Source organism: Citrobacter sp. JUb117, assembly GCF_024809055.1.
Lineage (GTDB): Bacteria > Pseudomonadota > Gammaproteobacteria > Enterobacterales > Enterobacteriaceae > Citrobacter > Citrobacter gillenii.
In genome coordinates, this window is sequence record NZ_JANUFB010000007.1 from 227,002 (window position 1) to 242,610 (window position 15,609).

Sequence of the window (15,609 nt, forward strand, 5' to 3'; positions counted from 1 at the left end):
CGTCCGTTCTGGCGCGTCTGACTACGCGCCCTTGGTTAGGCTTGCGATTGAACGAGTAATTGCTGCTTTTTCGCCATTCTAAGTCGTTTGAGCACAATAGCAATTGCGGCTGTGGTGATAATGCCGCCGCTCATTGCGATCAACGCCATCAGTGGCTGATCGAAACCGCCGAGCAGCACGATAATTGGCCCACCATGTGCGACATTGCAATGTAATCCGAAAACAAAACCGAGGATGCATGCCACCGCAGAGCCAATCATGTTGGCTGGAATAACAGACAGCGGATCGCGGGCGGCAAAGGGAATCGCGCCCTCAGAAATTCCGACCAGTCCCATCGCCGCTGCCGCCTTACCGTTTTCGAACTCCTCGTCATCAAATAACGTAAAGCGTCTGCCAATAAAGGCCGCCAGCGCCATTCCCAGTGGCGCAACCGGAATGGCCGCTGCCTGCGCGCCCATAAACTGAGTTTGCCCCTGGGCGATAAGACCCACGCTGAACATGAAGACCACTTTGCCAAACGGTCCCCCCATATCAAAGCCCTGCATTAGCCCCATCACCAGACCGATTAAAATAATATTACCCGTGGAAAGGTTGGTCAGCAGATGATTCAGGAAGGCCATCAGATCAGCAACTGGTGCACCAATAACAAAGATAAATAATGCGGCGATGAAGGCGGTGCCCGCAATCGGCGCGATCATGATAGGCACCAGCGGCAGCAGCATTTTGTGCCATGAAAGGTGGGTCAGCCAGCGGATGAAATAGCCCACCAGCAGTCCGGCAATAATTGCACCGATAAACCCGCAGCCGGCGCTGGCTCCGTAAAACGAACCGGTATTGGCAATCCAGCCGCCGATAAGCCCTGGAGCCAGGGCGGGCCGCTCGCCAATGGCGAATGCAATATACCCGGCGAGGACCGGAATCATCAGCGTGAAGCCAACGACGCCGACATTCAGTACTTGATTCCACAGGCTTCCTTCCGGGATAGCCAGTCCGGACGGTGTCGGCACGCCACCCAGTGCCAGCGCGAGGGCAATCATTAACCCGCCGGTGACCACAAACGGGATCATATAGGAGACCCCATTCATCAGAGACTTGTACAACTGGCTGCGTACCGTGGTGCTCGACGTCTGGGTCTTCGCTGTGGCTCTCGCCTGGTAAGGCTGTGCCGCCAGGGCTTGGTGAATCAATCCCTGTGCATCTTTGATGGCCGCTTTGACCCCAGTAATCACCACCTTTTTGCCATTAAAACGGTCCAAATCGACCTGCTTATCGCAGGCGACGACAATGGCGTCAGCCCGGGCGATATCAGCGTCGCTGGGTGCATTTTTGACGCCAATAGAGCCGTTGGTTTCAACAATGGCTTCATAACCCATTTCCGCAGCGGCTTTTTCCAGCATCTCAGCGGCCAGGTAAGTGTGCGCGATACCCACCGGGCAGCCGGTTACGCCGATAATCAGCCCACGAGAGGCCTCAGCACTAACCTTTTCGTGACACGCCTCTTGTTGGCAGAAATAGTCCACGACCGCCTGAACGTCCTGACAGGCCAGGATCTGCCTGACGCTGTCCTCTTCGACCAGACGTGAAGAGATCTGTGCCAACACATCGATATGCGCAGTGCTGGCCTGTTTTGCTGAGGCGATCATCAGGATCAGATGTGTCGGCTGGCCATCTTCCGCGCCATAATCAATGCCCTGACGGCTGATACCTATCGCCACCGCCGGTGATAAAACGCTGTCGCAACGTGCGTGCGGCAGCGCAACGCCGCCTTCAAATCCAGTATTCCCGGTCTCTTCTCGTGCCCATACCTCCTGGAGAAACGCGTCGGTGTCGCGAATTTTATTCGCGCGCAATAACAGGTCGGCGAGTTCAGCAAGTGCCGCGTCTTTTTGGTTTGATTTGAGATCCAGACAAATCAACGCCGGTTGAACAAGGTCGTTTATCTTCACAGTAGACTCTCTATGATTATTTGTATTTACAACTTTCGCAGAGGCTAAAAGTTTACCTGCGAAATGATCTTGATATTGATCATCTCTTTAGATGCGTATTTGACTGTTATTTCGGTTATGCAGGCTGTTTCACACAATGTGATTGATGATGATTTGTTCGTTTATTGATTTTTGATTTAGGTCAAGGATCGTAATTTGTAATTACAAGTTAATAGGGGACGTTTCTTTTGGAGGCAGGGCCGTGAGCAAACAAGCGATTATCGCCGAACAAGTTGATGTGAATAAAAAGATCCCGTGCGAAAAAAGCCCGGAAGAACAACTCGCGATTATGGAGGCCTACACCGAGGCGTTTCAGTCAACCCCGGAGCGTTTTCAGCGCGAGGTCCGCTGTCTGCAGGCGCTTTACCCCACGCTGTTCCGCCGTCCCTGTGCTGACGATCTGATCCTGGGACGCGTCGATGCGCTGCCGATTGGTTTTGGCTGCGTCACCTCAGTTGGCGGTGTGGGTCATTACTGCAATTTTGCCCGGCTGGACGAACTGCGGAAAATGCTGGAGTTCCCCGACCAACAATACCGAATCGATGTGCTTGAGCGCTTCTGGCGCGAGCATGACACCCGTTCTGTCTATTTTCGCCAGGCGCTGACCGATGACACGCTCGGCAAATTCGTTGACGTTAACTTTCCGGCGATTGCGACGGCGCGTTTAAGCGGCATGTATCTGGATTATCCGCAGTTGATGACGCTTGGGATCGGTGGGTTGCTGCAACGCATCGAACAGCAGCAACTGCAGGCTGAACGCGCCGGGGATGAGGCCGCGGTGCAGTTACAGCAATCTTTCAAGGACGTACTGGGCATTTTGCAGCAGGTGATTGACCGTCACATTGAAATAGCTGCCGATGAGATGGTGGAATGCACGGATGTGGAGCGCTGTAAGCATCTGCTGCTGTTAATGCGCGAGTTGGGCGCTATTCGTCATGACAAACCTGCAACTTTCATCCAGGGGATTGAACTGAGCTGGCTCTACAGCCTGTGTGCTGGCGTGGTGAATTATGGCCGTATGGATGACTACCTGGGTGATTTATTGGTGGCCGATCTTGACGCCGGACGTCTAAGCGAACGTCAGGCCATTGCGTGTATCCGTTCCCACTACCGCCTGATTGAAGCGCGGAAAACCACGGTGAATGGTCGCGTGGTGGTTGGCGGGAAAGGGCGGCGTAACCCGAAAAATGCGGATGTCTATTGTCGACTGGCGATCCAGGCCGTTGAGGAAAATGGTGATACGGAACCGCAATTTACTTTACGTATTTATCAGGGAATGGACAACGCAATCTGGCAACAGGCATTGACGGTGATTGGCACCGGCCTGACCTATCCCATTCTGTATAACGATGACGTCAATATTCCGGCGGTGATGGACGCGATGCAGGTGGAGGAAACGGAGGCCGAGCAGTATGTTCCTTTTGGCTGCGGCGAGTTTGTGCTGGCCGGGCGAAGCGTAGGCACGCCGAATACCTGTATTAACCTGCTTAAAATTCTCAATATCTCGCTCAGCGGCGGCATCGATTTTTGGGATGGTAAACAAAAAAGCGGCGGTGTGGCGTTAACCCCGCCAGAACAGATATCGTGCTTTGATGACGTGCTGAATAACTACCAGCGGTTGCTGGATTACTACATTGATATCACGGCGCACGCTCAGGCGTTGTCGTATCGGGTGATGAATGAACAGGTCGGCTTCTTGTTTACCTCGATCCTGACGGCAGACTGCGTGGCGCGCGATAAGGCGCTGCTTGACGGCGGCGTGCGCTACCTCGGCGGTACTAACGAAACCTACGGCAATACCAATGCGGCAGATTCACTGGCGGCAATCAAACAGGTTATTTTTACCGAGCAGCGTTATGACTACACAACGTTGATTGCGGCACTGAAAGCGGATTTCGTGGGCTATGACGACCTCAAGCGGGCACTGATCGCGGCGACCAAGTTTGGTAATGATGACAATGCGGCGGATGACCTGGCGGTGATGATGCATCGCTATGTTTGTACCGGCGTACGCGATGCGGCGAAGCGGGTAGGGCTGGACAGCTATCTGGTGGTGATCATCAACAATCAGGTGAATACCGAATGGGGGCGTGCAACCAGCGCTTCAGCCGATGGGCGGCATAAAGGTATTTATATGAGCAACGCCAACAACCCGCAGAGTGGGGCGGATAAAAATGGTCCGACGGCGATGCTGAACTCACTGCTGAAACTGGAGGCAAAATATCACGCCGGTTCGGTACAAAACATCAAATTCAGCAAAGGGTTATTCAACACCCGTCGCCCGCTGGTGGAGGCGTTGATGCACTCTTATTTTGAGCGCGGCGGGCCGCAGTTGATGGTCAGCGTGGTGGGTAAGGGGGAGTTGGAGGCGGCGTACCAACACCCGGAAAACTACCCTAATTTGATTGTTCGCGTCGGTGGTTTTAGCGCGCGTTTTGTCAATCTGGACCGAGATGTACAGCAGGAAATCCTGAACCGTACGCTGAACGACTGAGGTGGATGATGAGCGAAGCGGGCACGGTTTTTGATATTCAGAAATTTTCACTGCACGATGGGCCGGGGATCCGCACCACCGTCTTTCTGAAAGGATGCCAGATGCGCTGCGTCTGGTGCCACAATCCGGAGTCGCTGAGAGCCGAAAAGCAGCTGGCGTTTCTGGAACATAAGTGCCTGCAATGTCAGCGTTGCGCAGAGGTCTGTCCGCACGGATGCCACCAGTTTGCCCAAGGGCGGCATGAGATAGATTATGCCGCCTGTCAGGCGTGCGGACGCTGCGTTGAGGCATGCCCGGCGCAGGCGCTTAAAATCTATGGGCAGACCCGGAAGGTGACTGAGATCCTTGAAGAGGTCATCAAGGATAAACCCTACTTTGACAAAACCGGGGGCGGCATAACCTTGTCCGGCGGGGAGGCGATGTTCCAGTTTCCCTTTGCGCTGGCGCTGGCAAAAGCGGCGAAAACCGCCGGTTTGCACGTCTGTCTTGAAACGAACGGCGCCTCTCGTCCCGAGCGGTATCGCGAAATCGCCCCGTGGGTGGATCTGTTTCTTCTCGATTACAAAGTGACCGACGCGCGTGCACATAAAGCCCATACCGGTATTGCGAAACACGTGGTGGAGAGCACGCTGGACACGCTTAATGAGATTGGCGCACAGGTGATCCTGCGCTGCCCGCTGATTCCGGGATATAACCTCAATGATGCGCATCTGGCGGCGATCCGCACGATAACCGAACGCTATGCGGCTATCCTGCACAGTGAAATATTGCCCTACCATAATCTCGGCATGGCGAAACATCGTGAGCTTGGACAGATCCCGGTATGCACGATTAGCGTACCGGATGAGGCAACGGTGGCACAGGCACTGGAAAAATTGAATCAGAACGCAGGAAAGACCGTGCGTCGGGGGTAAGCGCGGGGTGTTTGGGTAGAATATAGCGTACGCAATTAATGATATTTCACGATATCCTGCTGTTAAACGTTTCAGCGTCAAGCGCCTTTCTTGAGCCAATTGCGTGATGGTGGTATCGTTTAGCGCTTTTTTAAAATATCGACAACCTTTAAGGGGATTTTCGTAATGCGTATCATTCTGCTTGGCGCTCCGGGCGCGGGTAAAGGGACTCAGGCTCAGTTCATCATGGAGAAATATGGTATTCCGCAAATCTCCACCGGTGATATGCTGCGTGCTGCCGTGAAATCTGGCTCCGAGCTGGGCAAACAAGCGAAAGACATCATGGACGCCGGTAAACTGGTGACCGATGAGCTGGTGATCGCGCTGGTCAAAGAGCGTATTACACAGGAAGACTGCCGTAATGGTTTCCTGCTGGACGGCTTCCCACGTACTATTCCGCAGGCTGACGCCATGAAAGAAGCGGGTATCGTGGTGGATTACGTTCTGGAATTCGCGGTACCGGACGAACTGATCGTTGACCGTATTGTTGGTCGTCGCGTTCACGCGGCATCTGGCCGTGTTTATCACATCAAATTCAACCCACCTAAAGTTGAAGGCAAAGACGATGTGACCGGCGATGAACTGACCACCCGTAAAGATGACCAGGAAGAGACCGTGCGTAAGCGTCTGGTTGAATACCATCAGATGACTGCCCCGCTGATTGGTTACTACCAGAAAGAAGCTGAAGCGGGTCAAACCAAATACGCGAAAGTTGACGGTACGCAGGCTGTTGCCGCTGTTCGCGCTGACCTGGAAAAAATCCTCGGTTAAGTTTTAGCGTTGTGAACCCCTTATCAGGCCTGCCATTATCTCGTAGGCCTGATAAGCGCAGCGCCATCAGGCAATCGGTGCCGGATAGCGGCGTAAACGCCTTATCCGGCCTACCGGTATCGTTAGCGCCATCAGGCATATTCTTACCTCTCGCAGCAATTAGTTCTTCTTCCTCGCTTTTCCGCTACAATTATCAACAATTTGAATCAATACGAGGCGGTAATGCGTCAGACGAAAACCGGTATCCTGCTGGCAAATCTCGGCACCCCCGATGCCCCCACACCCGAAGCAGTTAAACGTTATCTGCGCCAGTTTTTAAGCGACACACGCGTGGTCGATACTCCCCGTCTGCTGTGGTGGCCGCTGCTGCGCGGAGTGATCCTGCCGCTGCGCGCGCCGCGCGTCGCGAAGCTATACCAGTCAGTCTGGATGGATGAAGGCTCGCCGCTGATGGTCTACAGCCGCCGTCAGCAACAGGCGCTGGCAAAATGCCTGCCGGATACGCCGGTTGCGCTGGGGATGAGCTACGGTTCCCCCTCGCTGGAAAGCGCGGTCGACGAACTGCTAGCGAGCGGCGTTGAACACATTGTGGTGTTAACGCTGTATCCGCAATACTCTTGTTCAACGGTGGCCGCGGTGTGGGATGAACTGGCGCGCATTTTAGCGCGCAAGCGTGCGATCCCCGGCGTCTCCTTTATTCGCGATTACGCAGACGACAGCGCGTATATTGATGCGCTGGCCAAAAGCGCCCGTGATGCGTTTGCCCGGCACGGCGAACCCGATTTACTGCTGCTTTCTTACCACGGTATTCCACAGCGCTACGCTGATGAAGGCGATGATTACCCGCAACGCTGTCGCGACACCACGCGGGAGCTGGTGTCGGCGTTAGGGCTGCCGCCGGAAAAGGTGATGATGACCTTCCAGTCACGCTTCGGTCGGGAACCATGGCTGACGCCATATACCGACGAAACGCTCAAAATGCTGGCGGAAAAAGGAACCCGGCATATCCAGGTCATGTGTCCGGGATTTGCTGCTGATTGCCTTGAAACTCTGGAGGAAATCGCCGAGCAAAACCGAGAAATTTTCCTCGAAGCGGGCGGGCAGAAATACGAATATATTCCGGCGCTGAATGACGCACCGGAACACATCGAAATGATGCTGAAACTGACCGCTGCCTATCGCTAAAGCTGCGCTCTGAAGAAACGCGCGCCATCCCGCAAGGCATCGTCGGCGGTTTTCATCATCCGCGAGTAATGCAGGAAGGCGTGCAGCGTGCCGAGGTACATTTTGTACTGACAGGGCTGCCGATGCGCCTGGAGCGTCTGGAACAGTAAGCGGCTGTCGTCAATCAGCGGGTCAAACTCTGCACTGGCGATAAAACACGGCGGCACATCGCGGGTGAGATCGTTGTTAAATAAACAATAGTACGGCGACTCGCGGTCATCGACGCTGCGCAGATAGGCGTCTTCGTACATCTGCAGATCGTCTCGCGTTAAGCCATCCCATTCTCCGCCCATCAGTCGTCGGCTGATCGAATCCCGTAAACCGTACAGCCCGTACCACAACAGCACGCCCGCGACCTTACCGCAGGCTATTTGCTTATCGCGTAGCCACAGTGCGCTGGCAAGCGCCAGCATGGCGCCTGCGGAATCACCGGCAAAACCGATATTCTCTACGTTCAGCGCATAGTCAGCGGCATGGTGATGAAAGTACTGGCAGGTCGCGACAATTTCTTCGATGGCCTGTGGAAAGCGCGCTTCCGGCGAAAGTGAATAGTCGATGCCAATTACCGTGCAGCGCGTGTAACTCGCCAGCAAGCGCATAATGCGATCGTGCGTATCCAGATTACCGAGAATAAAACCGCCGCCGTGCAAATAGTACAGCGTGGCCTGGCTATGGGGTTGGGGGGAGTAAATCCGCGTCGCCACCGGGCCGCACGCGGTAGAAATGACGCACTCCCGGGTACTCATCTGCGGAGCATCGGCATTCCAGAACTGACGCTCATGCACGTAGTGTTGGCGTTGGGCAACGAAATCATCCGCGGCGGGCCACGGCGGCAGGTCATCGCGATGAAAGTTCACCACGCTTTTCATTTCGTCTGAAATAAGGTCGAGGACGGGGATCTTGTTTTCCGGCTGCATAAAACGCTCCTTGTAAAAGGTGATGTATTGTAGAAATTAACGGCAGATAAACTGCGATCTCACCGCCCGATATTGAAAATTAGCACCGCATCGCGCGCGCAGGAGGGAATGTGCTACCATGCATCGCTCAGTTAACCACCCGTAAAATCGACCATGAAATTTCCCGGCAAACGCAAATCCAAACACTATTTTCCCGTCAGCGCGCGCGATCCGTTGCTGCAACAAATTCAGCCTGAAAACGAGACCAGCGCCGCCTGGGTCGTCGGTATCGACCAGACTCTGGTGGATATAGAAGCCAAAGTCGATGACGACTTTGTGAAGCGTTATGGATTAAGCGCCGGGCATTCTCTGGTGATTGCTGATGATGTTGCTGAGGCGCTCTATCAGGAACTGGTGCGTGACAATTTAATCACCCATCAGTTTGCGGGCGGAACCATCGGTAACACCATGCACAACTATTCGGTACTGGCGGATGACCGCTCTGTATTGCTGGGCGTCATGTGTAGCAACATTGAGATTGGTAGCTACGCGTATCGCTATTTATGCAATACCTCCAGCCGTACCGATCTGAACTACCTGCAGGGCGTTGACGGGCCGATTGGTCGCTGCTTCACGCTGATTGGCGAATCCGGCGAGCGTACCTTCGCCATCAGCCCCGGTCACATGAACAAACTGCGGGCGGACAGCATTCCCGAGTCGGTGATTGCCGGTGCCTCTGCGCTGGTGCTGACCTCATATCTGGTGCGCTGCGAACCGGGCGAGCCGATGCCGGAAGCGACCATGAAGGCCATTGAGTTCGCCAAAAAGCACAATGTCCCGGTGGTGCTGACCTTAGGAACCAAATTCGTTATTGCGGATAACCCGCAGTGGTGGCAGGAATTCTTGAAAGAGAATGTCTCCATTCTGGCGATGAACGAAGAAGAAGCCGAAGCGCTGACCGGCCTGAATGACCCGCTGCTGGCATCTGACAAAGCGCTGGATTGGGTGGATTTGGTGCTGTGTACCGCCGGTCCGGTGGGCCTGTATATGGCTGGGTTTACGGAAGATGAGGTCAAACGCAAAACGCAGCATCCGCTGCTGCCGGGCGCCATTGCCGAATTCAACCAGTACGAGTTCAGCCGCGCGATGCGCCATAAAGACTGTATCAACCCGTTGCGCATTTATTCGCACATTGCCCCGTACATGGGCGGCCCGGAGAAAATCATGAACACCAACGGCGCGGGTGACGGTGCGTTGGCGGCCCTGCTGCATGATATTACGGCAAACAGCTACCATCGCGGCAATGTGCCGAACTCCAGCAAGCACAAGTACACCTGGCTGACCTATTCCTCGTTAGCGCAGGTGTGTAAATATGCCAATCGCGTGAGTTATCAGGTGCTGAACCAGCATTCACCGCGCCTGACGCGCGGATTGCCGGAGAAGGAAGACAGCCTCGAAGAGGCTTACTGGGAGCGTTAAGCGGTATTGCGCGACATTGCCCGGTGGCGTTATTGCTTACCGGGCCTGCATAATGCGGTGTACCCGCAGGCCGGATAAGCGCTAGCACCATCCGGCACACAACATTAACTGGCGGTAGCAACGTTACCCGCTGGTGGCGTTTCAATAAGTTCCAGCATGGTGCGCGCGATTTCACGTTCACCCATCACCACCTGATTAGCACCACGCTCGGTAATGTATTCCACTTCATCGTCATAATGCGCGCGGGCGATAATCTCAATCGTCGGGCACTTCTCACGCGCGGAAGCCACAATCTCACCGGCTTCATAACCATTCGGGATGGTCAGCAGCAGCCAGCGCGCACAGTCCAGATGTGCCAGGTTCATGATCTCTTCGTTTGCTGCATTGCCCAGTACCGCGCGGATCCCACGTTCACGTAGCTCGTCCACGCGAGTCCGCGACGTTTCGATAACCACCAGCGGGATACCCGCAGCCATCAGTTTTTCACCTAACAAGCTACCGACGCGGCCAAAACCGACCAGCAGGGCATGATTACAGATATCGACCGGGATTTGCTTCTCTTCTTCGATAGCTTCTTCCAGCGTCTGCTCTTCCAGCGTTTCGGTTTTTGCGAGGTATTTTTCCAGCACGGCGAACAGCACTGGATTTAGCATGATGGACAGGATGGCCCCGGCCAGCACCAGGTTTTGTCCCGCCTGTGGTAACAGGTTAAGCGCCATGCCAAGGCCGGCGAGGATAAATGCAAATTCGCCAATCTGCGCCAGGCTGGTGGCAATGGTGAGCGCTGTGCGCTGAGAGTGACCGAACAGGCGCACCAGGAAATAGGCGGCGAGGGATTTACCAAAGATGATAATTGCCAGCGTGCCCAGCACAGCCAGCGGTTGCTGGATCAGGACCAATGGGTCGAACAGCATGCCGACGGAAACAAAGAACAGCACCGCAAATGCATCACGCAGCGGCAGGGTGTCATGCGCCGCACGGTGGCTCAGTTCAGATTCGTTCAGCACCATACCGGCGAAGAACGCGCCCAGTGCGAAGGAAACATCGAATACTTCTACGGCACCAAACGCGATACCTAATGCGAGTGCCAGTACCGACAGGGTAAACAGTTCACGCGAGCCAGTGGCGGCGCTACGGGCCATGATCCACGGCACCAGGCGACGACCGACCAGCATCATAATGGCGATAAACGCGATTACTTTACCGATGGTGATGCCCATATCAACGGCCAGTGACGCAAAGCCAACGTTGTCTTTTTCCAGCATACCGGCGATGGCTGGCAGGAGAACCAGCGTTAGCACCATCATCAGGTCTTCAACTATCAGCCAGCCAATGGCGATCTGCCCGCGCTGGCTGTCAATCAACTGTCGTTCTTCAAGCGCGCGCAGTAGCACCACGGTACTGGCGGTAGACAGACATAATCCAAAGACGATACCGACCATCAGCGACCAGCCCAGCACAGCTGAAAGCGCCATACCCAGCAGCGTCGCCACGGCTATCTGGGCTATCGCACCGGGAATGGCGATGGACTTTACCGCCATTAAATCCTTCAACGAAAAGTGTAGCCCCACGCCGAACATCAGCAGGATCACGCCAAGTTCTGCCAGTTCCGGCGCAAGCTTGGTATCCGCAACAAAACCAGGTGTAAATGGACCGGCCAGAACGCCCGCTAACAGATATCCCACCAGAGGAGAAATACGCAGTTTATTGGCAAGCATGCCAAATATAAAAGCGAGCACAAGGCCGCCAACAATGGTGGTGATAAGCGGGGTGGCGTGATGCATTCCGTCTCCTTTGATTGCTGTGGTGATCCTGAAAACCCTAATTACGAGTAATAGTTTATGACAATTTTAATGTTTATGTTTATGAATAATTATTGAAATTTGATGAAAACAGGAATTTAGTCGTAAAAAAGCACGGATCGGATAACTGCGGGGGGGAGCATAGAGCAAACGCTGATGGTCACTGTAAGTGATGGCGGCCAAAGTTTACTTTTGGCCGCCATAAAATCAGGCTTTATGTCGGTTATCAGGTAAGAATATGGTCAGTATCCCCAGAAGAGGCAGGAAAGCACATATTTTATAGACCAAATCAATACTGGTATGGTCGGCAACCAGCCCTAACACCGCGGCCCCTAAGCCGCCCATGCCAAAGGCAAAACCAAAAAACAGCCCAGAAACCATGCCGATACGCCCCGGAAGCAGCTCCTGAGCGTATACCAGAATGGCAGAAAAGGCCGATGCCAGGATAAAACCAATGATCACGGTTAAAATCCCGGTCCATTCCAGCGTTGCATAGGGTAAAACGAGGGTAAACGGCGCTACGCCGAGGATAGAGCCCCAAATGACATATTTTCTACCGATTTTATCACCTAGCGGTCCGCCAATAACCGTCCCTGCCGCAACGGCAAACAGGAACGCAAACAGGTGGAACTGCGCATTTTGTACCGATAATCCGAATTTTTGCATCAGATAAAAGGTGTAATAGCTGCTGATGCTCGCCATATAGAAGTATTTGGAGAAAATCAGCACCAGCAGGATGCTAATCGCCAGCACCACCTTGTTGCGCGGTAGTGGGTTAACGATGGCGACTTTCGGCTTACCTTTACTCATCCGATGTTGGGCCGAATACCAACGGCTGATTTGCGCCAGTACCACAATCGCTAACAACGCGGCCAGCACGAACCACGCTACATTACTCTTACCGTATGGCGCGATGATGACAGCCGCCAGCAATGGCCCCAGAGAACTGCCGAAGTTACCGCCCACCTGGAAAATAGACTGGGCCAGACCATGGCGACCGCCGGAAGCCATCCGGGCCACGCGGGACGATTCCGGGTGAAACACCGATGAACCTGTGCCGACCAGCGCGGCGGCGAGCAGCACCATATGGAAATTACCGGCCATTGCCAGCAATACCAGTCCACTCAGCGTGAAGCACATGCCAATAGGCAGTGACCATGGCATCGGATATTTGTCTGTCCAGTAACCTACCACCGGTTGAAGCAACGAGGAGGTAAGCTGGAAAGTCAGGGTAATCATCCCGATCTGCATAAAGCTCAGCGAGAACTCTGACTGCAACAGCGGATAAATCGCCAGGATCAGCGACTGGATCATATCGTTGAGCAGGTGAGAAAGGCTGATCGCCCCTAAAATGCCAAACGAGGTGCGTGCTTTTTGCGACGGCGCAGCAGAGCCGGGGAGCGGTTGAGCGGTTTGATTGGTAGCCATAGGTCCACTTCAGTAATGATGAGACAGGAACAGGTGTAATTATTATCCGACTAACATACCTGCGGAAGGTGTTTGAAGGAAGTCTCATTTCTGAAAACATTTTCGGCTATTATTTCATATCATTGTAATTTCAGCGGTTGATATTGGGTCAGGGAGAGAAGCATGAAATTTTTGAAACGGGGCGTGGCGCTGGCATTATTTGCCGCCTTTGCGCTGGCAGGTCAGCCTGCTCAGGCTTACGAAAAAGATAAAACCTATAAAATAACCATTCTGCATACCAACGATCATCACGGCCACTTCTGGCGCAGCGAATACGGCGAATACGGACTGGCGGCGCAAAAAACGCTGGTAGACGGTATTCGTCATGAGGTGGCAGCCGAGGGCGGAAGCGTCCTGTTGCTTTCCGGCGGTGACATTAATACCGGTGTACCGGAGTCCGATCTTCAGGATGCTGAACCGGATTTTCGCGGCATGAACCTGATTGGCTATGACGCGATGGCGGTGGGAAACCACGAATTTGATAATCCACTGACCGTGTTGCGACAGCAGGAAAAATGGGCCAAATTCCCGCTCCTCTCCGCCAACATCTACCAGAAAAGCACCGGTGAGCGTTTATTCAAACCCTGGGCCATCTTTAAGCGCCAGGATTTAAAAATTGCCGTTATCGGTTTAACCACCGACGACACGGCGAAAATTGGCAACCCGGAGTTCTTCACCGACATCGAGTTCCGTAAACCTGCGGATGAAGCCAAGCTGGTGATTCAGGAACTCAATATGGGTGAAAAGCCCGATGTCATTATTGCCACCACGCACATGGGGCATTACGACAACGGCAACCACGGCTCCAACGCTCCAGGCGATGTGGAAATGGCGCGTAGCCTGCCCGCAGGCGCGCTGGCGATGATTGTGGGTGGTCACTCACAGGATCCGGTGTGCATGGCATCGGAAAACAAAAAGCAGGTGGATTACGTACCAGGTACCCCGTGTGCGCCAGATAAACAAAATGGTATCTGGATCGTCCAAGCGCACGAGTGGGGAAAATATGTAGGCCGCGCGGACTTTGAATTCCGCAATGGCGAAATGAAAATGGTCAACTACCAGCTCATTCCGGTAAACCTGAAGAAGAAAGTGACCTGGGATAACGGCAAAAGTGAGCGCGTACTTTTCACCCCGGAAATCGCTGAAAACCCGCAAATGCTTTCCCTGCTAACGCCGTTCCAGAATAAAGGCAAAGCGCAGCTGGAGGTCAAAATTGGTAGCGTTAATGGGCGTCTGGAAGGAGACCGCAGCAAAGTCCGTTTTGTTCAGACCAATATGGGGCGTCTGCTACTGGCGGCGCAAATGGCGCGCACCGGTGCTGATTTTGGCGTGATGAGCGGTGGTGGCGTCCGTGACTCCATTGAAGGCGGCGATATTACCTATAAAAGCGTGCTCAAGGTTCAGCCGTTTGGCAACATAGTGGTCTATGCCGATATGAGTGGTAAAGAGGTGGTTGACTATCTGACCGCCGTCGCGCAAATGAAGCCGGACTCGGGGGCCTATCCGCAATTTGCCAACGTTAGCTTTGTGGCGAAAGACGGCAAGCTTAATGATTTGAAAATCAACGGTGAGCCCGTCGACCCGGCCAAAACCTATCGCATGGCGACGCTGAGTTTCAACGCCACCGGCGGTGATGGCTATCCGCGAATTGATAACAAACCGGGTTATGTGAATACCGGGTTTATCGATGCGGAAGTATTGAAAGAGTATGTGCAGAAGAATTCACCGTTGGATGTCAGTACGTTTGAGCCGAAGGGTGAAGTTAGCTGGCAATAACAGGGCTATTTTGTTCGCCATTTTGAACGCGGGCAGTGCTCGGACAAAACTCACAGAGTTTTGAACGCCCATCAGGGCGGCCCGGAGGGGGAGCGTAGCGAATAATCCTCACGTACTACATGTACGCTCCGGTTCCTGCGCGCTGGCCGAGTCCAAACTGCCTTCACCAATAGCGCCCTGTAGAGTATTCAGTTGTAGGCCTGATTAGCGTAGCGCCATCAGGCAATCATTCCAAAACAGGTTAATCGCGGCGTGCGATATCGGCGAATTTCGCATCCAGAATTTTGGCCAAATCGTCCGCCGCCAGTTCAATATCCAGCCCGCGTTTGCCGCCGGAAACATAAATAGTGTCAAACGTCCGGGCGGGGGCGTCGATAAGCGTCGGCAATCTTTTTTTCTGCCCTAATGGGCTGATGCCGCCCACCAGATAGCCGGTGGTACGCTGCGCCACCATCGGGTCGGCCATGTCGACCTTTTTCGCGCCCAGCGCCTTGGCGACCTTTTTCAGATCCAACTGTCCGGCTACCGGCGTGACGGCGACGGCCAGATGTTTCATATCGCCATTCACGGCAACCAGCAGCGTTTTATAGACCTGATCTGCATTCAGACCCAGTTTACGTACCACTTCATCACCAAAATTAGTCTCGGACGGATCGTGGTCATAGGTGTGGATCTGGAACGAAATGTTGTTTTTTTCGAGTAATTTAACGGCGGGTGTCATAGCAATTTTTCCTGGCTCAGACAAAATACGACCAAAGCATA

Annotated in this window: 11 protein-coding genes; 6 read left to right on the plus strand and 5 right to left on the minus strand. The window is 53.9% G+C overall.

The genetic code is table 11. The features are described from left to right. Positions 1 to 35: 35 nt before the first annotated feature. A complete protein-coding gene (locus tag M2374_RS17505; protein ID WP_181688411.1) occupies positions 36 to 1,946 on the minus strand; it encodes a fructose-specific PTS transporter subunit EIIC in 1,911 nt (636 codons plus the stop codon). A 241-nt stretch (positions 1,947 to 2,187) separates the two neighbouring features. Between M2374_RS17505 and M2374_RS17510 the strand changes: the two genes are divergently transcribed. The 4 genes from M2374_RS17510 (at position 2,188) to hemH (ending at position 7,388) form a co-directional block, all read left to right on the plus strand. After that, positions 2,188 to 4,479 (plus strand): pyruvate formate lyase family protein, encoded by a 2,292-nt coding sequence (locus tag M2374_RS17510; RefSeq protein WP_181688410.1) that lies wholly within the window; start codon positions 2,188 to 2,190, stop codon positions 4,477 to 4,479. A 5-nt stretch (positions 4,480 to 4,484) separates the two neighbouring features. Further along, entirely contained in the window at positions 4,485 to 5,393 is a 909-nt protein-coding gene (locus tag M2374_RS17515; RefSeq protein ID WP_244958389.1) for a glycyl-radical enzyme activating protein, read from the plus strand. Positions 5,394 to 5,558: 165 nt separating this feature from the next. Continuing rightward, on the plus strand, positions 5,559 to 6,203 hold the full coding sequence (gene adk / locus M2374_RS17520) for an adenylate kinase (protein WP_115259192.1): 645 nt from the start codon (positions 5,559 to 5,561) through the stop codon (positions 6,201 to 6,203). 222 nt (positions 6,204 to 6,425) lie between these two features. Beyond that, positions 6,426 to 7,388, plus strand: a complete 963-nt coding sequence (gene hemH / locus M2374_RS17525; RefSeq protein ID WP_115259982.1) for a ferrochelatase — start codon at positions 6,426 to 6,428, stop codon at positions 7,386 to 7,388. Here hemH and aes read toward each other — a convergent pair. Continuing rightward, positions 7,385 to 8,344 carry an acetyl esterase gene (gene aes, locus M2374_RS17530; RefSeq protein WP_115259191.1) on the minus strand — a complete coding sequence of 320 codons (960 nt, stop codon included), beginning with the start codon at positions 8,342 to 8,344 and terminating at the stop codon, positions 7,385 to 7,387. The two genes, hemH and aes, sit on opposite strands and share 4 nt — an antisense overlap. A gap of 153 nt (positions 8,345 to 8,497) precedes the next feature. Between aes and M2374_RS17535 the strand changes: the two genes are divergently transcribed. Then, complete coding sequence (locus M2374_RS17535; RefSeq protein ID WP_135912448.1) at positions 8,498 to 9,802, plus strand: inosine/guanosine kinase; 1,305 nt, start codon at positions 8,498 to 8,500, stop codon at positions 9,800 to 9,802. A 104-nt stretch (positions 9,803 to 9,906) separates the two neighbouring features. Here M2374_RS17535 and ybaL read toward each other — a convergent pair whose 3' ends face one another. Together ybaL and M2374_RS17545 are read right to left on the minus strand one after the other, a co-directional pair. Beyond that, the gene (gene ybaL / locus M2374_RS17540) at positions 9,907 to 11,586 is read right to left on the minus strand and encodes a YbaL family putative K(+) efflux transporter (protein ID WP_115259190.1); all 1,680 of its coding nucleotides are present in this window, start codon (positions 11,584 to 11,586) and stop codon (positions 9,907 to 9,909) included. Positions 11,587 to 11,811: 225 nt separating this feature from the next. Then, positions 11,812 to 13,032: an MFS transporter gene (locus M2374_RS17545; RefSeq protein WP_181688409.1), complete on the minus strand. Its 1,221-nt coding sequence runs from the start codon at positions 13,030 to 13,032 to the stop codon at positions 11,812 to 11,814. 162 nt (positions 13,033 to 13,194) lie between these two features. Here M2374_RS17545 and ushA point away from each other — a divergent pair, with 162 nt between their 5' ends. Then, a complete protein-coding gene (gene ushA, locus M2374_RS17550; protein WP_137400394.1) occupies positions 13,195 to 14,847 on the plus strand; it encodes a bifunctional UDP-sugar hydrolase/5'-nucleotidase UshA in 1,653 nt (550 codons plus the stop codon). Positions 14,848 to 15,088: 241 nt separating this feature from the next. Here the strand turns inward: ushA and ybaK are convergent, their stop codons facing one another. Further along, entirely contained in the window at positions 15,089 to 15,568 is a 480-nt protein-coding gene (gene ybaK, locus M2374_RS17555) for a Cys-tRNA(Pro)/Cys-tRNA(Cys) deacylase YbaK (protein WP_181506133.1), read from the minus strand. Positions 15,569 to 15,609 lie beyond the last annotated feature (41 nt).

Excerpts from the sequence above, each read along its gene's own strand:
- M2374_RS17515 (WP_244958389.1), top strand. The coding sequence starts at position 4,485 with ATGATGAGCGAAGCGGGCACGGTTTTTGATATTCAGAAATTTTCACTG.
- ybaL (WP_115259190.1), bottom strand. The coding sequence starts at position 11,586 with ATGCATCACGCCACCCCGCTTATCACCACCATTGTTGGCGGCCTTGTG.
- aes (WP_115259191.1), bottom strand. The coding sequence starts at position 8,344 with ATGCAGCCGGAAAACAAGATCCCCGTCCTCGACCTTATTTCAGACGAA.
- adk (WP_115259192.1), top strand. The coding sequence starts at position 5,559 with ATGCGTATCATTCTGCTTGGCGCTCCGGGCGCGGGTAAAGGGACTCAG.
- ybaK (WP_181506133.1), bottom strand. The coding sequence starts at position 15,568 with ATGACACCCGCCGTTAAATTACTCGAAAAAAACAACATTTCGTTCCAG.
- ushA (WP_137400394.1), top strand. The coding sequence starts at position 13,195 with ATGAAATTTTTGAAACGGGGCGTGGCGCTGGCATTATTTGCCGCCTTT.
- hemH (WP_115259982.1), top strand. The coding sequence starts at position 6,426 with ATGCGTCAGACGAAAACCGGTATCCTGCTGGCAAATCTCGGCACCCCC.
- M2374_RS17545 (WP_181688409.1), bottom strand. The coding sequence starts at position 13,032 with ATGGCTACCAATCAAACCGCTCAACCGCTCCCCGGCTCTGCTGCGCCG.
- M2374_RS17535 (WP_135912448.1), top strand. The coding sequence starts at position 8,498 with ATGAAATTTCCCGGCAAACGCAAATCCAAACACTATTTTCCCGTCAGC.